General features: G+C 68.9%; 14 protein-coding genes. 11 read left to right on the top strand and 3 right to left on the bottom strand.

From position 1 onward, the window contains the following. Positions 1–200: 200 nt before the first annotated feature. The 3 genes from ACFT32_RS41535 to ACFT32_RS41545 all read right to left on the bottom strand — a co-directional run bounded on the left by ACFT32_RS41535 (position 201) and on the right by ACFT32_RS41545 (position 4882). Entirely contained in the window at positions 201–1874 is a 1674-nt protein-coding gene (locus tag ACFT32_RS41535; RefSeq protein ID WP_382499541.1) for a DUF262 domain-containing protein, read from the bottom strand. A 315-nt stretch (positions 1875–2189) separates the two neighbouring features. Further along, positions 2190–4076, bottom strand: a complete 1887-nt coding sequence (locus tag ACFT32_RS41540; protein WP_382499543.1) for a DNA/RNA helicase domain-containing protein — start codon at positions 4074–4076, stop codon at positions 2190–2192. Positions 4077–4696: 620 nt separating this feature from the next. After that, positions 4697–4882: a hypothetical protein gene (locus ACFT32_RS41545; RefSeq protein ID WP_382499545.1), complete on the bottom strand. Its 186-nt coding sequence runs from the start codon at positions 4880–4882 to the stop codon at positions 4697–4699. A 647-nt stretch (positions 4883–5529) separates the two neighbouring features. Here ACFT32_RS41545 and ACFT32_RS41550 point away from each other — a divergent pair. From ACFT32_RS41550 to ACFT32_RS41600, 11 genes are all read left to right on the top strand, one after another. After that, on the top strand, positions 5530–5862 hold the full coding sequence (locus ACFT32_RS41550; protein WP_382499547.1) for a hypothetical protein: 333 nt from the start codon (positions 5530–5532) through the stop codon (positions 5860–5862). 49 nt (positions 5863–5911) lie between these two features. After that, the gene (locus tag ACFT32_RS41555) at positions 5912–6223 is read left to right on the top strand and encodes a pore-forming ESAT-6 family protein (protein WP_382499548.1); all 312 of its coding nucleotides are present in this window, start codon (positions 5912–5914) and stop codon (positions 6221–6223) included. 36 nt (positions 6224–6259) lie between these two features. Beyond that, positions 6260–6652 carry a DUF6507 family protein gene (locus ACFT32_RS41560; RefSeq protein WP_382499550.1) on the top strand — a complete coding sequence of 131 codons (393 nt, stop codon included), beginning with the start codon at positions 6260–6262 and terminating at the stop codon, positions 6650–6652. A gap of 227 nt (positions 6653–6879) precedes the next feature. Beyond that, positions 6880–8967, top strand: coding sequence for a hypothetical protein (locus ACFT32_RS41565; protein WP_382499552.1), 2088 nt, complete (start codon positions 6880–6882; stop codon positions 8965–8967). 131 nt (positions 8968–9098) lie between these two features. Continuing rightward, positions 9099–9980, top strand: a complete 882-nt coding sequence (locus tag ACFT32_RS41570) for a hypothetical protein (RefSeq protein ID WP_382499554.1) — start codon at positions 9099–9101, stop codon at positions 9978–9980. A gap of 68 nt (positions 9981–10048) precedes the next feature. Beyond that, positions 10049–10909, top strand: coding sequence for a pentapeptide repeat-containing protein (locus tag ACFT32_RS41575; RefSeq protein ID WP_382499555.1), 861 nt, complete (start codon positions 10049–10051; stop codon positions 10907–10909). Positions 10910–10968: 59 nt separating this feature from the next. Beyond that, positions 10969–11259, top strand: coding sequence for a hypothetical protein (locus tag ACFT32_RS41580; RefSeq protein ID WP_382499557.1), 291 nt, complete (start codon positions 10969–10971; stop codon positions 11257–11259). Between the two features lie 64 nt (positions 11260–11323). Further along, the gene (gene eccD, locus ACFT32_RS41585; protein ID WP_382499646.1) at positions 11324–12655 is read left to right on the top strand and encodes a type VII secretion integral membrane protein EccD; all 1332 of its coding nucleotides are present in this window, start codon (positions 11324–11326) and stop codon (positions 12653–12655) included. Between the two features lie 15 nt (positions 12656–12670). After that, the gene (locus ACFT32_RS41590) at positions 12671–13771 is read left to right on the top strand and encodes a hypothetical protein (RefSeq protein ID WP_382499559.1); all 1101 of its coding nucleotides are present in this window, start codon (positions 12671–12673) and stop codon (positions 13769–13771) included. Beyond that, on the top strand, positions 13768–17751 hold the full coding sequence (gene eccCa / locus ACFT32_RS41595) for a type VII secretion protein EccCa (protein ID WP_382499561.1): 3984 nt from the start codon (positions 13768–13770) through the stop codon (positions 17749–17751). The genes ACFT32_RS41590 and eccCa overlap by 4 nt, the downstream gene beginning before the upstream one ends. Continuing rightward, positions 17748–19148: a DUF6177 family protein gene (locus ACFT32_RS41600; protein ID WP_382499564.1), complete on the top strand. Its 1401-nt coding sequence runs from the start codon at positions 17748–17750 to the stop codon at positions 19146–19148. Before eccCa ends, ACFT32_RS41600 begins: the two co-directional genes overlap by 4 nt. The last annotated feature ends 8 nt before the right edge of the window (positions 19149–19156 follow it).

A 19156-nucleotide genomic window follows, 5' to 3' on the forward strand; every position in this document is an offset into this window, starting at 1 on the left:
CTGGGAAGCGCGAGGCCGGGCAGGCCGGCGGCGACTGAGCGACACGGAACACACGGGCACGACGGGGTGACTCGCAGCCAGTGATCCGCGCGCTGTGGACGACGACCATAGCCCAAGCGGCGACAATAATGGAACTCTTTGGAACACCATGGAGTTGCTTGGCTATCGTGGTGACCGACACTGACTTCCCGGCCCCGCACTCACAGGCGCCACTCCTCAGCAAGCAACCCCAGCAGCTCCTCCTGCCGGGCCTTGAGCAGTTCGGGGGTCCACTCGGCGTGCTGGAGCACCTGACTGGTCAGAGCGAAGGGGACCACTCCCCCGCGGCCGGTGAAGTACTTGATCTTCTTTGCGGCGAAGTCGTAGTTCTGGGCCGTCGAGTTCTTGTAGCGGTTCAGCAGAACCAGGTTTCCCAGGCGGTGCGTCCACTGCACTCGCTGCTCCTCGTCGAACAGCTCGACCCACTGCGAGTCGCCCCCCGGGCTCTGTGGCAGTACGTGTTCCACAGTGATGAGCGGGTGGTCGTACGTCACTCCCTGCCCGCGGGCCAGCAACTCGTCGAGGCGAAGCAGCACGTACTTGCGGACCCTGCGGACGAGATAGAGATCGCCGTCGAGCAGGTTGAGAGTGTCCGCCTTCTCGTCGTCCCTCAGTTCGAGGGCCGGAGAGCCGAGGCCCTGGCCTTCGTCGAGCTGCCGGAGCAGTTCGGCATAGCGTGTGACGCGAGGTGTCGTGTAGACGCGCCGGATGAACATGCTGGCCGACAGGCGTTCCAGCGCCCGCATGAACGCGTCGAGCCATGCCGGGTCGCTCTCATGGTGACGCAGCGCCCAGAGGGCGGCCGGTCGCCAGTCATAGTTGTCGATCTGGTGGAGCCTCCTGAACCAGCCGTTGACCGCCTCCGCGCCCGAAGCCGACTCATAGCGGGCTTCCTTGATCTGCGCGTAGGCCTCGGCATAGGGCCGAACGACGTCATGGACGAACGCCTCGGCCCGGTCGGGGAGGTAGTGGCTGAGTACCTGCTCCGGAAACTCCTTGAGCAGCTCCTGTTCCGCCCGCTTCTTGGCGAAGATCAACCGCAGATGGAGGAAGAGCTCCGCGAAGTCGTCGCGCCCCAGCATCTCCTCCGCGTCCTCCCAGGTGGTGGCGCACGCCTCGGACGCTTCCCGGTCGAGGTCACCGATGATCTGCGACTTGAAGATGTCGGTGGGCGACAGGTCCAGACCGCGGGAGTTCATGACACTGAAGATCCGGTGAGCGCTCTCGAGGTCGGGTGTGCTGACGACGACCAGGAACGTCCGCTCGGCAAGCATCTGCGCCAGTTCCAGCCGGCGCTCCTCGGTGAGCGCGGTGAGGCTGCGGTGCAGGACCGTCGCGTTGCGCAGGATGGCCTTCTGCGCGTCGGTGTGCAGAGCGTCCTCCTGGAGCGCCAGTAGCGTGTCCACGGCGCCTTTCGTCTGCACGTACTTCTCGAAGAAGTCCTTGTCGCGGCTTCGCAGCGTAATTCGTGGCCTCGGCGCGAGGCCACGGATCTTGGCGCCCGGCTCCACCACCAGCCGGTCGAGGTCACCCCGCAGTTCCGCGTCCTCTGTGAGGTCACGCAGGACCGACAGGAGGATGGTGAGGGTGGTGAGCCGCTGCTGGCCGTCGATGACCTCCGCCTTCGGGGCCCCGCCGTCCTTGACGAGCACGACGGACCCGAGGAAGTACGGCTCGTCCGCGCTGCGGTCCAGAGCCTCCTGCAGGTCGATCAGCAGCTGGGACGCCTGCTCCTCCTGCCAGGCGTACGGGCGCTGATAATCGGGGATCTGGAAGTCGTAGTCGCTGCTGAACACCTTGTGCAGGGGCATCTCGTGCGCCTCGAGTTTTTGCATGCTTCGATGATGACGGAGGGAGGCGAAGGCACTCAATCGTCGCAACTTGCCGGTTTTCAATAGCGGTTACGAGGACACGGTGCCCGGACCGACCTGCGCTGATGCCCGTTCAGCAAACCTGTAAGGCCGGCGAACAGCGAGTGGTATTCACTGAGCTGGTGGGCGGGGTGTCAAACGGGGCCGGCGATCCATCGACGTACACGAGATTCAGCCGTCGCGGCCTCCACACAAGGCGATGCCGTGCGTGAAGCGTAGGAAGCCCGTCGGGCCGCGACCGGTTCGAATGATCTCAGTGTCCGGCCGCGGGTGCCGATGTCACGTCGCGACCAGGTTCCGCGTCGGCTGTCCCCCGAGCTCCCGCAGCTTCTCCCGCGTCTCCGGGTCCGTCGAGTACACGATCGTGCCGACCATGCCCCGGGTCAGCAGAACCTTGTACGTATTACGGATCAGGCGGTCCACGTCGGTGTCCGATGTGGACTTCTTGAAGACCGGGTCCTTGGAGGCCATGCGGTCGGTGATCCAGCGGTCACCCCGCCAGACCAGGTCCGCGCCGATGATCACGCCGGACCAGTCGTACTCGAAGCCCTGGGCGGTGTAGACGCAGCCGACCTGTCCGAAGCCCGCCGGGTCGGTGGCCCACAGGGCGGCCGGGGGCGCGCCGGAGACGGAGCGGTCACCGCGAAGGTTCCAGGGGCGGGCCCAGTCACCGATGGTGATGTCGGGCGGGAGCGGGTCGCCGGGCTTGGGCTCCGGGGACCAGCGCCAGCAGTACCCCGCGGACATACGGGCGCCGTAGCCCTGGGTCCGACGGGTCTCGAGGAAGGCTTCCATCTCCTGCGGGCTGTCGGCGACCAGCAACTGCATGCGGCCGTCGGGCTCCCATCCGACCGGCCCGCCCTTCTCCAGGCCGAGGAGGCGGACCACCCAGCGCAGGTAGGCGTCACTGCCACCGCAGCGGAACTGACTGTCCAGGGGTACGACGCTGCAGGGGATGTCCCGCTTCGCCGCTGCCGCCTCGATCTCGGCCACGGTGCCCATCTCGCCGGGGCGGACGACCTGGTGCTCGTCGAGGAAGAAGACGGGCACGTAGGCGACGTCGATGAGTTCGTCGATCTGTGCTCTGCCGGTACGGTTCTCGGCGCGCGTGAAGCGGTTGGCCGAGGTCTCCCGGATGCGGTGTGCCTCGTCGCAGATCAGGGCACCCAGGCTGTTCTTCTCGGCCGTCATGAAGCTGTTGAAGTACTTGAACAGGTCCTGGACTTCCCGCTTGCGGGCTCCGGCGACCTTTCTCATCGTCTTCGTGAACGACTGCGAGCCGGTGGCGTGCAGTGCCGGAACCCCGCGCCGGTACAGCTCGCCCAGCAGTTGAAGAGCAATCACGCTCTTGCCGGTGCCGGGACCGCCCGTGACGACGACGACCTCCTTGCGATCGGCGTGCTTCGCCTTCTCCACCGCGTTGAGCACCATCCGGTAGGCGACCTGCTGCTCGTCGAGCAGGACGAACTGTGTCCGGTCGCGCACCTCCTCAGCGGCCACGGACATGAGCTGCTTCGACGGCACCGTGGCGCCTGCACGGAGTGCGTCCGCGGCCTGGGCCCCCGGGTGCTGGGAACTCAGCCTCGTACGAAGGTGGTCGAGGAAGGCGCCGCGGCGTTCCTCGGTGAAGAGCAGTCCGTGGCCGTCACGCTCGATCTCGCGCAGCCCGTTCACACCGAACTCGGTGGCGTTGTGCAAGTAGGCCGCTCCGGCCACCCTGTGCCCGTGTTCGGCCACCGCACCGTTGAAGTTGACGAGGTACTCGCAGTAGCGGCGCACCTGCTCGATGGGGTTGAGGACCGGGTGGGCATAGGCGTCGACGTGGCACAGGGTGAGGTCGTCCTCGTGAGGCAGGGCCTGGCTCCACTGCTTCAGCTCCACCACGACGTAGGACGGCTCCCCCGTGGCCGGGTGCACTCCGGCGAGGACGACGTCGGCGCGCTTGCTGTTCAGCGGGAGCGAGTACTCCAGCATGACCTCCACGTCGCCCAGGCCCGCGTCGTTGAGTGCAGATGCCAGGACGGGGATGCTGCGCTCCCAGGAACGCACCTCCGAGGCCCCGGGCCGATAGCCGTGCGTGCGGACGAACTTGTCGGTGAGGTGCAGGAACAGCGAACCGTCTAGTGCCATGACGGCGACCGTTTTCGCGGACGCGCGGAACAGCAAGGACTTCCCCCAGGCAGCACGAAGAGACTCGTGCGGGTGGGGGCATGTCCTTCGAGACTCCACCGGAGTGGAGCGGAAGCCCGTCGGGCCGCGTTGACGATGTGTTCGAGGGTATCTGGCGGCACGGACAGTCGTAGCGGTGGTCGGGGGTGGCGGCAGCGGTCGCCCGTGTCTCCGCAGCCGGCTCAGCGGGTGTTCCGTGCGATACGAGGAGAGCCCACCGCTGTGGACCAGGAACCCTCCGCCGGCATCAGTCCGCCCTCCGACTCGATCATGTCCCGGTGGCGATCAACGCGTCGATGTCGCCGGACAGCGCGTCCCGGATGTCGGCTCCGAGCCGCGCCCACCCGAAGAAGCGACCAGTCTCCCGCTGCAGGCACTGAAGATCTCCAACGCCTTCTCCTCAGCCGAAAGTTCCACCTTCAGCGGGTGCCGCCTGGTGACGTTTCCCGCCGACAGGTTCCTTCTGCTGGTCACGAGCACCGAGCAGCTGGCCCCCACGGGCAGAAGCGGCTGGATCGGTCCGTGTTGTGCGCGTTATCGAGCACAACCAACAGGCGCATGGCATTCGTGAGGCTGCGGAAACGGGTGGCACGGTCGTCGACGCGGCGGGGGATGTCTTACTGCACCGTCCCCGGGCTCCGGAGGAATTCCTCCAGGGCCTCTCCACTGTCGCGCGGCGTGGCCGTGCCACCTCTCAGGTCGACGTACAGCTGACCATCGGGGTAGCGCTCCTTGTCGCGGTGCGCCGCGTGCAGGGCGAGAGCAGTCTGCCCGGTGCCAGCCGCGCCGTGGACGACGGTCACGGCACACTGCCCGGTGGAGGTATCCGCGGGAAGTGTGCCGCTCCTCGGGGTAGGTACGTCCCGGAGCCGCTCGATGAGGCTGCTACTGGGAGTCTCCCGGCCCACCAGTAAGTGCTCCAGCGGGAGTTGGTAACGCTGCGCCAGCCAGGTCGTCCGCCGAGTGGCGATACAGGAGCACGGTCAGACCGGTCACGACAACGGCATCGCCGGCAAACGCACCGAGCGCTCACTCGTCTTCAGCGCACTGAAGATCAGGGTTCCGGTCATCCCGCAGACGGCCGCGACCGCCGTGGCACTCCCGAGCAGGAGCCGCTTGCGACGGGTCTGTACCTGAACCGACACCCTGTCTCCCCCAGAGTCGATGTGGGCGGATGATGGTATGTAGCAGCCGCCCGTGACCTACGGAAGAACGGAATCGGGACAGTCGGTCCACCTGCCCTCCCCGTCCCGCGCAGGCCGACAACAGGTAACGGTCAACCGGGGCTTTCGACAGGCCACCAGATCAAGCCACTTAGACCCCTTTTGCGTTGCACCCTCAACGTGAGGTGCGGAAAGATGTTCGACAGATTGTGAGTCACACGTGACGAGTGACTACTCTGTGGTGATCGTGCAGCGCCACTGCACAACACACTTACGGGGGTGGGTTGATGAAGTTCGACATGGGTTCGACGACCCTGTCGGAGCTCGGGAAGAGCACGGTCGGCTCGAGTGAGGATCTGGGCACGTTGATCACGTGGCTGATCCAGGCGGCGGAACCGTTGGAGGGGAAGTTCAACGGGGCGGGCAAGGCCGCGTTCGACACCTTCAAGCTGAACGCCGACGAGATCACGTCCGCTCTCAACGGTTCGCTGAGTGCGATCCTCGGCGGCCAGTCGGGCATGGACACCGCGTTCGGGACCGGTGATGTGGAGTTGGAGGGCAACGCCCACCAGAACATGGGCGCCGCCAACTTCGACGCGGCTCGCTTCGGCGCACGGTAGCCACGGAAGCGACCACTTTCACCGTCACCGTTTCAAGGGGGAACCGACCATGGGGCAGAACCAGGACCGCCGTTCGTACGACACCGATGCTTCCGGCGAGGTGCAAGTCAGCCTGCACACCGTCATCGGGCAGTTGGAGCGCGTACTGACCGACCGCGACCGCGCGGTGAAGGCCGCGATGGCCGACTTCACCGCGGACGGCGTCGCCGACGAGTACCACGGCAAGGAGAACCGCTGGCACACAGCCGCCAGCGAGGTACGCGAGATCATCCGACTGGTCCGCACCACGATGGAACAGAACGACGGAACCGCACAGACGACCCTGGCCAAGGCACGGGCGGCCGTCGACAACATCGGCTGACGGCAATAGCAGGGAGAGGGAAACGGGGGCTGACGCATGCCGGCGTGGGACATCTCTCCGTCCGGGGTCCAGAGTGTGGTCTCGAACGTGGGCGACGTCATGAAGGTCTTGGACGAGATCGTCCAGGCGTACTCGGGCGATGTGCAGGGTGCGGCCACATCGGCCGGGACGCTCGCCCCGGGCGGGGCGGGCGGTGAGCACAAGGGGCAGACCGGGCTGGTGGTCGCCGCGCTCGCGGAGTTCATGGAAGGCACGTCGGACGAGCTGAAGTTCATCGGCGTGCGGGTCGGCAAGTCGGTCAACGGCGCGGTGGACGCCACGGTGGCGTACCGCGACGGCGACCTGGAGATGGCCGCGGAGGCGCAACAGCGGGCGGCCGGACTGGTCAGGCCCGACATGCCGGACGGCTGGAAGGCCGGGCGACTGTGATCAAGCCGGAGTCCATCCCGCTGTTCACCGGCGATCTCGCCCAACTGGAACAGCACACAGACGCCCTGCGGGACGAGGCGGACGGCATCCGCCAGGCCGGCGGCGAGGCCCACCGGCAGTTCCAGGGACTGTCGGCCTTCTACCAGGCGCCGGAAGCGGAGGACCTCTTCGCCTCCACGGCCCCGGTACGCGACGCCGCCGACGTCTTCGGGGACAAGGTCGCCACGGTGGCCGACGCGCTACGGACGTACGCGGCCGAAGTCGCGCCGATCGCACAGCGGTTGGAGCAGTTACAGAGCCAGGCGACCACGTTCGTGGCGGGGCTGAAGACCGACAGCGGGGCGTTCGACGAGAACTGGACCGACGACGCCGACAAGGTCTCCGAGCACCAGGCCCTGATGCATGACGTGAACGTCGCGCAGGAGCAGTTCGCCGCTGCCGAGATCGCCTGCAACAACAAGATCACGGCACTGGTCGGCGGCACCCAGTACGTGATGAACACCGGCGACGAGCAGTTCATACCGCGCGGCGCGGAACTCTACGGCTACAGCGCCGAGGTTCTGGACCAGGCCAGGGAACTTCCCTGGGGCACGCCGGTCACCCAGTCCCACGACTGGTACGACCCGGACGACCTCGGCTACTACGCCAAGAGCTTCTTCTGGGACGGGATCATCGTCGACAACGTCTGGGGCACCCTCGACGGCCTCGCGACCCTCGCCGGGTTCCACGGCTCGGACAGCGCGGGCCAGGCCTGGGAGGGCCTGGTCCGGGCGGTGGTCGGGGCGGAGACCTACCTCATGGAGTCCGGCGGCCAGAAGCCGACCGGAATCTTCGCGTCCGACTTCGCCCAGGACAGCAAGGCGCACGCCAAGGAGTTCGCCAAAGGCTTCGTCGCCTGGGACATGTGGGAGGAGAACCCGTCCCGCGCCGCGGCCACCGTCGTCTTCAACGGACTCACCCTGGGCGTCGGACCGCTCAAGGTCGCCTCGGCGGGCAAGGCCGGCGCGGCGGCCAAGACTGCTGCCACGGTCGCCAAGGTCGGCGAGGTCATCGACCCGATCGGCGCCGCGGTCAAGGTGACAGGTCATGCCGTCCCGAGAATCGCCCAGGTGACGGAGAGCCTGCGCGGCGTCAACAACGTTCCCGCATTGCGCACCCCACACAGCGTCCTGGAGTTCTCCGACGCCTCCGGGCCCTCCGTACTCATCCTCAAAGACGGTGAGTTCGTCGTCCTCAAGGACGGCAAGGTCGTTACCGACACTCCTGTGCCGGAGCGCCCCGCAACGGCGCAGGGCACACCGGAGCCGGTTCCGGTCAGGGAACGGGAGCTCGCCGGGGTCAGCGCGACGTCGCGAGGCCCTGAGGCGGCTGCCCATGCCGGGGGTGACCTTCCGCCTCAAGCCGGTCACGATGTCGGCGGCACGGGCATGGGGGGTGAGGAGGCCACGCCGGGACGGCATGGCCATTCCGCTGAATCCGGCGACGGACCCGCCATCGGGCATGAGGGCGCTGATGGCCGACACGGCGACGCTGGTGACGATGGAACGAACAGCCCGAATCACGGACCTGGATCTGGAACTGGCGGCGGCCATGGCGGGGCTGACGGCAATCCCCCCGGGGCGCCGCAAGGACCCTCGCCGGATGGGGAGGGCCAGCCCATGGTTCGCGGAGGCGAGACTGAGCAGCAGATCCGCGACGCGGTCAAGGGCATCCCAGGCAAGAAGAGGCCGAAGCCGAACGTCCTTGAGAGGGTCCTGGAGAGGCTCGCCACGGAACCCGACGGCCAACGGATCGCCGACATCATCAGCTCCGGGCAGTTCAATCTGAGCGACGAATACGGACAGGTCGTGTCGTCCTTGGGAGCGAATAGAGCCCAAATGTTCCAGCCAGGGGCCGACCAACTCATGTTCGCGGATGACCTGGTCAGGAGCGGTGTTCCTGCGCACGCCATCGACTTCGAGCAGAAGTCCTCATCCGGCGCCGATATGGACATTCGCATCGCTGACGAGTCCGGCGTCTACGCCTACCAGATGAAACACCTCAACGACCCGCAGGATCCGGTGGGCGAAATTACGAGAGGCAAGTACTTGCTTCAGCTGGCGAAGTCGGAAGCCGACCACCACATACTGCTCGTGGACGGGGGCCGGGGGACGCTGGCGGACTGGATGTCCAACGGATCCTACGATGCCCTCATGGACATCCACCGCGGTGGGCGCGGGCCGAAAGGCGAAGGCATCACGTTCGTCGTACGTCTTGAAGGCGGAAACCTCGTCGTCCCGCCCGGAAGCAAGCTCGACCCCAAGGACATGCTGTGATCACCTCTGCACCCATCGGCGACTGGACTTGGGAAGCCACACGGGGCACAGACGAACTCCGTCCCGTGCGGGCCGCGGAGACCGCTCTCGCGGTCTGGCGTGTCCTGACCGGTTATGAGCTGGCTACTCCCGTGAGCAAGGCCAGTGTTGCCGTCCGCTCCGTGCATGACACCCGGGATCTGCGTGTCCGGGTCGACGGTCTGAGCCTGAAATCGGAGCAGCTGTCCGCGGAAGCGACTCTGTCACGTGCGGTGGCCGAGGCCGATTCACTCGAAGGGGATTTCGTCGTCGGCGTTCGAATCAATTGCCCCGGCTACTGGCTGGAATCAGGAGTCAAGTACCGGGCGGAGAAGCTGTTCGCCATCCAGGTGGATCTCTGGAAGAACAGTCTGCTCGTGGTGACGCTGGAAACCTACGTGGACGCATGGCTGACGATGGACACTCGCGACCGGGAGCAGCCCGAGGTCTACGCGGAGAACGCACCCCGGCTCGCCACTGCACTGCACGGCATTTCAAGCTTGCTGGGCTGCGCTCCGACCCCGGGCGATCCGAACCGCCACGCGACTCCTACAGAGACGGGCTTCGAGGACCCCAGGATCGACGGACCCGCGTACGACGATTCCTGGGGGACGTTCGAGATCGCGACCCGATCACGTCTGCTTCGTTCCAGAATTCCTGCCTCCGAGGACGAGTACCAGGAGATTACTGAACACCCTGTGCGTTACTTCACGATCCGACGGGACGGACAAACCATGGGCTACGTCTGGGCCTCGGTGGGGGACGAGGCTGCAGGATACGAGCCTCGAACCGCCGCCGGGGAGGCGGCATTCGAGGAAGGTGCCGAGTGGTTGCTACGCCTGCGGGACGCCCACGGCCGAGGGCTCAACGCCCTCGCAGCGCTAGATTGGGTAGCGCAAAGCCCACCACGGCCGGAGGGCGGCCTTGTTGTGGAAGACACCCCTCAAATGGCTCCGTCCTTGGACGCCCTCGAAGAGCTCTCGGGCCGGTACTGAACCCTCATGGCTCCGCTGCTCCAGCGATCAGCACCCGGAGGGCGATCGAGTTGACTCGTATCCGTGACGTGCGACGAACCGTCCGCGTGATGCCGCCTGATGCGGAAGCCACTGCCGTCCTACAGACGTGGGTCGAGCAAGCGGACTCGCTTCTGGACGTCTCGGCCCTCGACCTGTCCCGGGCCGACCTGTCAGGTGCGGACCTCGCCATGGCGCTTATGTCGCAGACGGTTCTCAGGGGCTCCAGGCTCGTCGGCACCGAACTCTATCGGGCGCATCTGGAAGGTGCCGTCCTCGATGACGCCGACCTCACCGACGCGTCGCTGGTCAAGGCTGAACTCGACGAGGCTTCCCTGCGTGGAGCCGCTCTGGACGAAGCGGACCTGGGAAGCGCCCGCCTCTACGCGGTCGATGCGCGGTCGGCTCGCTTCCGGGCTGCGAAGCTCCATGGCGCTTCCTTGATCGACGTCAGGCTGGAGGGTGCCGACCTCACCGACGCGTCGGTGCGTGAGGCGTCCTTGAAGGCGATGCTCGACGAGCACACAGTCGTACAAGGGCTCTCCGGCACGCTCTTCGGCCCTGCGGTCATCGACCACGCGGGGGTGCGGCGCGAGATCAGCGGAGTGGACCTCGAGCGGTGGCTGAACAGCCGCGGAGCGAAGGTGCATGTTCTCGAACCACGCTCCGGTCACATCACCTACTACGCCAAGTTCGGCGAAGGTTACTCGCGCAGCAATCCTCAAGGCATCGTCAGACGCCGCATGGTGAACGGCGTAGCGCATGACGAGGCATTCACCAGAAACCTGCGCTGGGAGCCGACCGAGTATCTCCGGCTCTACGCACTGGGGCACAACGAGGTCGACCACGTGGAGATCAGCGAAGCGGAAGCTGTCGCGTTCATCGAAGAAGTCAAGGGACAGAACACGTAGCCGGCCCAGCAGGAACGAACAGCGACAGCCGGAAAGCGAAGGGTGGATTGCGGGTAACCGTGACAGCACAGGATTACGACAGTCAGCTCCTCGAATCGGTGTCGGTCCGCCGCCGTCGCCTCCGCGACGCTCTCCTCTTCGGCACGCAGCGGCAGCGGAGGTCGCTGGACGAACGGCTCGGAAAAGTATTCGCCGGAGTGGTGATCGCGGCAGTGGTCTGTGCCGGATGTGTGGGGTGGTCGTTCGTGTCGCACAGGGTCATCGGAAAGAGCCCGTACGGCGCGTCTGTGCCGTCCTTGGGTCAGAACTCCCCCGCCTCTGCCGCCCCAACTACCTCTTCGTCTCGATGATAGGTTCGAACGCGTGAATTCCACGGGGTCCTTAAGTCGTTCGGCTCCCGGCGGCCGCACGGCGCTGAGCCGGGTCACCCTGGTCGGTGAGCGGCGTCGGGTCGACCTCGTACTGCCGTCGCGGGAGTCCGTCGGGGTTCTGCTGCCGGAGGTCATGCGGCTGTTGGACGACCGTGTGGGGGCCCGGCCCGAGTTGCGGTATCTGGTCACTCCTGACGGATCCGCGCTCGCGCACGACAGCACCCTGGAGTCGGCCGGTGTGGCCGACGGTGCCGTGTTGCGGCTCGTACGGGTGGAGGATGCCCCTTCCGCGCCTGTCGTCCATGACGTCACCGACGAAGTCGCCGACGATCTCGGCCTGCGGGTCTGGCGGTGGCGGCCTGCGGCGCGGCGCGTTGTCGCCGGGGGTGCGACCGTCCTCTGGGCCTTGACCGCCGGGCTTCTGGCCCGGGACCAATTCACCTTGTCCGCGGTCGGCGCGGGGCTTCTCGCCGTCGCCGTGGGATGTGCCGTAGCCGGTGCCCTCCTCGGGCGCGCCCGGCGGAACGCACTCGCCGCCACCCTGATCGTCACGGCCGCCGCCCTGGCCGTCCTGGGCGCCTGGACCTGCGCCGACGCCTACGGCTGGGACGGCGCGGTGCGCCTGGCGGCTGTCGCGGGCGCCGTGACGCTCGCGCTGTTGCTCGCCGGATGGCTCACGCCGTCGGGGCGGGGGGCGCTGATCGGCGCCGGGGCTGTCGCCGGCTGCCTGGTGGTATGGGAAACGGCCCTCGGGCTTCAGGGCGGGGCAGAGACCGCCGCCCAGCAGGCCCGGGCGGGTGCGTTGCTCGCCGTCGTGTCCGTCGTCGTGCTCGGGATGCTGCCGCGGCTCGCGCTGATGGCGTCGGGGCTGACCGGGCTGGACGACCGGCGCACTGGCGGGGTGTCGGTGAGCCGGTACCAGGTGGGTACGGCGCTCGCGGCCACCCACCGTGGGCTGGTGCTGGCGACGGTCGCTCTCGCCGTCTCCGCGGGTGCGGCCGGCGTCCTCGTGCTGCGCACGGTGTCAGTGTGGACGGTGTCGCTCGGCGTCGTCGTGATGGTGGTGCTCGCGCTGCGGGCGCGTGCCTTTCCGCTCACCGCCGAGATCGTGGTGCTGCTCGTCGCGGCGGCCGTCGTCGCCGTGCGGCTCGTCGTGGTGTGGTCGGAGCACACAGCAGCCGTGGGTCCCGTCGCCGTGCTCGGCCTCCTCGCCGTCGTCCCGCTGGTGGTGCTGGCCGTGGAGCCGGCCGAGCATGTGCGGGTGCGGCTGCGGCGGGCCGGTGACCTGCTGGAGTCCGTGGCCGTGATCGCCCTGTTCCCCTTGGTGATCGGCGTGTTCGGGGTGTACGGGCGGCTGCTCGACACTTTCGCGTAGGGCGGGGTGACCGGCATGACAGAGGGAGGGGACTGGCAGCACGACGTGCTGCGCGAGCTCACCGACGGCCAGGCGGACCCGGTTGCCCCGGCCGCAGCCGAGCCGTCGGGAATCCAGTCTGCCCCCGAACCGCCCGACCCCACGCCACCCCCGGCGCCGGTTCCTCACCGGACGCGGGACCCCCGTGTCCCCGCCCCGGTCCCCGAGTCCCTCCCCACGGTCGATCCGCGCCTCGCCCTCGCCCTGGGCAGTCCTCACCACGGCGACTCGGCCGCACGCCGCGCCGGGACGTCCTTGCGCCGCCTCACCGCCTCCGCCGGCCAGGAGGTCGCCGAACAGACCCGTTTCGCCCAGGAGGTGCAGCAACCGGTCACCACCGGACGGGTCATCGCCGTCACCTCGATCCGCGGCGGCGTCGGCAAGTCCACGGTCGCCGCGCTGCTCGGCCGTACCTTCAACCACTACCGGCACGACCCGGTGCTCGCCCTTGAGGCCGACGCGGCCCTGGGCACCCTCCCGGTGCGGATGGGCGCGGACACCGTGCGCTGGTGTTGCGCCGACCTCGCCCGGATCCTGACGCCTTCGATGCAGCTCACGGACATCACGGGCTACCTGGTGCCGGTGGCCGACGGTGGCTGGCTGCTGCCCGCGAGTCAGGGGCGGGTCGGCGCCCCCATGGACATGCGCACCTACCGTACGGTGACGCTGGCCCTGCGCCGGTACTTCGCGGTGACGGTGGTGGACTGCGAGACGCTGCCCGGCGAGGTGGCACGCACGTCCATGGACACCGCCCACGCGCGAGTCGTCGTCGCCCCGATGACCGCCGAAGGCATTCACGGCACCCGCCAAGTCCTAGACTGGCTGGGCCAGTTGCCGCACTCCGCGCTCGCCACCACCGTGGTCGCCCTCAGTGCGAACGCCCCCGACACCACCCTCGACCCGAGGGCGGCCGTCGCGCACCTGCGCGAGCCCGGCGTGCCCGTCGTCCTGCTTCCCTACGACCGTCATCTCGCCCAAGGAGGCCCCATCCACACCGCCATGCTGGGTCGGAGTACCCGGGACGCGGCCGTCCGCCTGGCGGCCGAAGTGATGCGGCGGGCGGTGAGGGTGCGATGACCCAGCAGGTGATCCACCGGCCGGCCCGCAGCACCCGCCCCCTCGATCCCGGCGAACCCCGCACCGTCGAAGCGCCTCCGAACCTCCCGGAGGGCAAGGTCGGTAACGCCGCCACCGCGCTGCTGCCCATGGCCGGTGTCGTCAGCTCCATCGTGCTGATGACGGTCATCCGCAACAGCCAGTTCGCCGCGATCGGTGCGATCGTGCTGGTCGTCGCCCTGCTCGGAGCGGTGGCGCTGTTTCTGTCCCAGCGCGGCAAGGCGCAGCGCACCCGGCGCGTGCAGCGTGAGCGCTATCTGGAGTATCTGGAGGAACTGCGCGAGGAACTGGGCACCGCCGAGCGGGAACGGCGGCAGGCGGAGCGCGAGCTGAACCCGCCGCCCGAGGCCCTGTACGACCTCGTCAGGGAGCCGGCCCGGCTGTGGGAGCGCCGCCGTCGGGACGCCGACTTTCTGCACCCTCGCCTGGGCACCGGCGACGTTCCGACGCGCCAGCCGGCCATCGCGCAGAACACCACCGGCGGCGTCCTCACCCCGCCGGACCCCTTCATGCTCAACGAGGCCCGCGCCCTACAGGGCCGCTTCGCCACCGCCACGGACTTCCCGCTCACCGTGCCACTGGACCGGGCCGGGAACGTCAGCGTCATCGGCGGCCGGGAGGACGTCCTCCGCGTCGCCCGCGCGCTGCTGCTGCAGACCGCCGTGACGCACGCGCCGGACGACGTCGCCTTCGCCCTCGGCACCGGCGACGAGCCCGAGTGGGCCTGGGCGAAGTGGCTGCCCCACATCCTGGATCCACAGACGTACGACGGCCCCGTCCCCGCCCGTCGTATCGCCCCCGATCTCGCGGAACTGGCCCGGCTGTGCGGCCCCGACCTTCGGCAGCGCGCCGCCTACTCGGCCGAGGTACGCCGCGGACTGTCCGGCAGGACCAAGGACGCGCTGCGCCTGACCTCCCGCATACTCGTGATCAGCGACTCCTACGGCGACGTCGCCACCGAACTCCCGCGCCCCGACTCGGCGATCGGACTGCAGGACATGGGTGTCACCGTGCTGCACCTGCTTCAGCGGCAGGTGCACGAGCCCGATCAGGTCAGCGTGCGCATCACCGTCGACGGCGACCGGATCGTCATGGACGACCTGCGCGCCCCGAACGCTCCCTCCGCTCACGGCACGGTCGACGCCGTGACCACCGCCGGAGCCGAGGGCGTCGCCCGCATGCTCGCCCCACTGCGCCTGTCGGCCGAGTCGGCGGCCGAGGGCACGCCCGTGTCCGGCCCGGTCGACTTCCCCGCGCTGCTGGGCATCGACGACCCGGCCGCCCTCGACCTGAGCCGCCTGTGGGCGCCCCCCGGCGGGGGGAGGGACTTCCTGCGCGTCCCCATCGGCCTCACCGACCGCCACGAGCCGGTGCTGCTGGACCTGAAGGAGTCCTCACAGCTCGGCATGGGCCCGCACGGACTGTGCGTGGGCGCCACCGGCTCCGGCAAGAGCGAGCTTCTGCGCACCCTCGTCCTCGCCCTCGCCGCCACCCACTCCCCGGAAGATCTGGCCCTCGTCCTGGTCGACTACAAGGGCGGCGCGACCTTCGCCCCCTTCGCCGAACTTCCCCACGTCGCCGGCGTGATCACCAACCTGGAGAACCAGGCCGGTCTCGTCGAACGCGTCCACTCCAGCCTGGCGGGCGAGGTCAAACGCCGCCAGCAGGTCCTCAAGGACGCCGGGAACATCGCCGACATCGGCCACTACGCCACCCTGCGCGCCACGACCCGCGCCGACCTGGAGCCCCTCCCCCATCTGTTCGTCGTCATCGACGAGTTCGGCGAACTCATCACCGCCAAACCGGACTTCATCGACCTGTTCCTGTCCATCGGCCGCATCGGCCGCTCCATCGGCGTCCATCTGCTGCTGTCCAGCCAGCGCATCGAGGGCGGCAAGCTCAAAGGCCTGGACACATACCTCTCCTACCGGCTGGGCCTGCGCACGTTCTCCGCCGACGAGTCTCGCACCGTCCTCGACACCACCGACGCCTTCCACCTCCCGCCGTTGCCGGGCTTCGGCTACCTCAAGGTCGACACCTCCACCTACGAGCGCTTCAAGGCCGGATACGTCTCGGGGCCCTACCGCGGACCGGCCCGGCACGACCGACACGACGACGAGCCACTCGCCCGGCCCTACCCGGCGTACAACACTCCTCAAGAGACCGAGGCGGTGGAGGAGCCCGTCACCACCCAGCGGGAAACCGGCCTGACCGTCCTGTCCGTCATGGTCGCCCAACTCGCCGCGGCGGCACCGCCGGTACGCCGCGTCTGGCTGCCCCCGCTGCCCGACGCCACCACCCTCGACACGGCCGCAGGCCCTCTCCACGCCAGCCCGGACGGTGTGCGCCTCGCCCGCACGAGCGGCCCGATGAGCGTCCCGCTCGGCGTCCTGGACGACCCGGCCCGCCAGTGGCAGCGGCCATGGCTGCTGGACCTGACCGTCGCCGGCGGGCACGCAGCCGTCATCGGCGGCCCGCAGTCCGGCAAGACCACCCTGCTGCGCACCCTCGCCCTCTCCCTGGCCCTCACCCACTCCCCCTACGACGTCGCCGTGTACGGCCTCGACCTGGCGGGCGGCGGGCTGTCCGCCCTCGCCGGGCTCCCGCATGTCGGCGGCATCGCCTCCCGCGCCGACCACGAACGGACCGCCCGCACGGCCGCGGAAGTGCGCGGCATGCTGGCGCGACGCGAGGAACTGTTCCGCGAGCACGGCATCGACTCGATCGGCCAACTGCGCCACCTGCGGTCCAAGGGAGGGCTGCCCGAGCTGGCCGCCACCGACATCGTGCTGATCGTCGACGGCTTCGGTGCGCTGCGCGACGAGTTCGCCGACCTCGACGACGCGGTGACCGACCTACTCAAGCGCGGCGGAGGCTACGGCATCCACATCGTCGCCGGCATGCTGCGCTGGAACGACGTCCGCATCGCCACCCAGTCGATGTTCGGCACCCGCGTCGAACTGCGCCTGAACGACCCGGCCGACTCCTCCATCGACCGCAAGCTGTCCGAGACCCTCGCTCCGGACGCCCCGGGCCGCGTCCTGACGGACGGCAAGCTGTTCGCGCAGGTCGCGCTGCCCCGCATCGACAACCGGCCGAAGACAGCCGACCTGGGCCCCGCCCTCGAACGCGCAGCCCGCACCATCCGCGCCTCCTGGCACGGCGAACTCGCCCCACCCGTACGGGTCCTGCCCATCCGCCTGTCCGCAGCCGAACTGCCGACACCGGCAGCCGAACCGGCGATGACCCCCGTGGGCGTCGACCAGGAGGCCCTGGCGCCGGTCCTGCTGGACCTGTTCAGCGCCGACCAGCATCTCCTGATCCTGGGCGACAACGAGTGCGGCAAGACGAACCTGCTGAAGCTCATCGCTACCCAGCTCGTCCGGCGACACAGCGACAAGGAACTCGTCTTCGGCGTCTACGACCCCCGCCGCGGTCTGCGCGGCGTGGTCCCCGAGCCCTACCGCGGCGGCTACGCCCACAACGCCAGGCTCGCGGGCGCACTGTCCACCGGCATCGCCACAGAGCTGGAGAAACGCCTGCCGGATACGGCGGACCCCGATGCCCCGATGACCGACGAGCCCACCTTCACCGGGCCCCGCATCGTCATCCTGGTCGACGACTACGACATCCTCACCACGGCCGGCCAACAGCCCCTGGCGCCCTTCCTGCCGTACGTCTCCTCCGCACAGGACATCGGCCTGCACTTCGTCATCGCCCGCCGCACCGCAGGCGCCTCCCGCGCACTCTACGAACCCCTCTTTACCACCCTGCGCGAAACCGGCGCCACCGCACTCGTCATGACCGGCGACCGCACCGAAGGCCAGCTCTTCCCCGGCCTGTACGCGTCCCAACAGCCACCCGGCCGCGGCACCCTCGTCCGCCGCGGACGCCCCCACCAGCTCATCCAGACCGCCCTCGCAGATGAAGAAAGCCCGTGACCAAGGACGTCATCGCCCTCACCCCCAAGATGCCAGACCTGCCCACCCTGCTCGCGGGCCTCTACGCCGGCGGGCCCGACCTCGGCGTAAACACCGCGGCCGACGGCGCCGTCGTCCAGCTCTGCGCACCCGACGGCCGTCCTCTGGTCTCGGTGGAGACGCCCATCCTCGTCCAGGTCCCCGGCGAGACCACCCGCCTGCTGGACCACGCGGTCGAGGACGGACCGTTGTGGTGGACCGAGGCCCGCGCCTCCACCGCCGTCGCCGAAGCCGGACGACTCGCGGGTTCCTTCGCCGGACGTCTGGCCACCGTGCTGGGCGGGACGGTATGGCCACCGGAGGCCGCCACGACCGACGTCGTCCCCCTCACCACCGACGTCTCGGCCATCCCGGCTCCCGCCACCACCGCCCCTGCCGTGGACGTCCTCACCGACACCACCGCCGTGGTCATCCAGGACCGCCCTCTGATCGCCATGACCAGCTGGCTGTCCGACGCCCTGCGTACCGCCACCAGCACTGACCGCGCCCTGCAGATCGTCACCCCACCCACAGCACGCCTCACCCTCCCCACCCGCACAGCCCTGCGCGGCCTGCCCAACCGCTGGGTCGTCCAAGACCCTGAGCACGGCTACTACGACGGCCTGTCCGGCGCCGTACTCCACTGGAGGAACGGCACCTTCACCCCAGTACAGGACGAGCAAGGCGCGACCCGGATCGCCGAGGCGTTCACCCCCACCCCCGACACCGGTGACCGCCAGCTGATCCTCACCCTGCGCACCCGCCACCCCGCCGACGAGAACCTCGTCCTCGGCGGCGCCCTCGAAACCGCCTTCCAGCACCTCACCGGCACACCGCCCGCGGGCTGGAGCACCGCCGAACCCGTCAACCTCCCCTGGTCCACCCGCCAGTTGACCGACCTGGCCCGAGCCCGCGCGCCCCAGCCCACCTGGCTCGTCGCCGTCGGACACCCCGACCGCCCGGCCCTCGCCACCGTCCGTGTACAGCGCACACCGGCGGGAGTCGAGGAGGACATCACCCTCGCGCTCGGCTACGGCCGAGCCGAGGCACCGCCCCTGAACACCATCGAGGAACTGGCGACCGCACTCGACGCCCAGCACCGTCTCGTCACGCTGCTCATGTCACTGCGCGCCGCCCGGCGCGACCTCACGGTTCCACCGTCGTTCGAAGCACCACCCATTCCCGTCGCGTTCACACTCGGCGGCGGGGAGGCAGAAATCATCGGTCAAGCCCGGGCCACCCACCCGCCTGGCGGCCCCCTGCCCGAGCGGCTCGGTCCCGGAAGCGATCCCGCCCTCCACTACTCCCTGGGCGACGGAACCGACCCCCGTGCCTGGAGCGTGTTCGAGCGCCTCGTCCAGGATCTGAAGCGCGTGTGAGGTCCGGC

Source organism: Streptomyces sp. NPDC057002 (genome assembly GCF_042673825.1).
In the GTDB taxonomy this organism is placed as follows: Bacteria; Actinomycetota; Actinomycetes; order Streptomycetales; family Streptomycetaceae; genus Streptomyces.

Bases quoted from the DNA above. Each gene is read 5' to 3' on its own strand.
- eccCa (WP_382499561.1), top strand. From the start codon at position 13,768: ATGACCCAGCAGGTGATCCACCGGCCGGCCCGCAGCACCCGCCCCCTC.
- ACFT32_RS41560 (WP_382499550.1), top strand. From the start codon at position 6,260: ATGCCGGCGTGGGACATCTCTCCGTCCGGGGTCCAGAGTGTGGTCTCG.
- ACFT32_RS41535 (WP_382499541.1), bottom strand. From the start codon at position 1,874: ATGCAAAAACTCGAGGCGCACGAGATGCCCCTGCACAAGGTGTTCAGC.
- ACFT32_RS41555 (WP_382499548.1), top strand. From the start codon at position 5,912: ATGGGGCAGAACCAGGACCGCCGTTCGTACGACACCGATGCTTCCGGC.
- ACFT32_RS41550 (WP_382499547.1), top strand. From the start codon at position 5,530: ATGAAGTTCGACATGGGTTCGACGACCCTGTCGGAGCTCGGGAAGAGC.
- ACFT32_RS41590 (WP_382499559.1), top strand. From the start codon at position 12,671: ATGACAGAGGGAGGGGACTGGCAGCACGACGTGCTGCGCGAGCTCACC.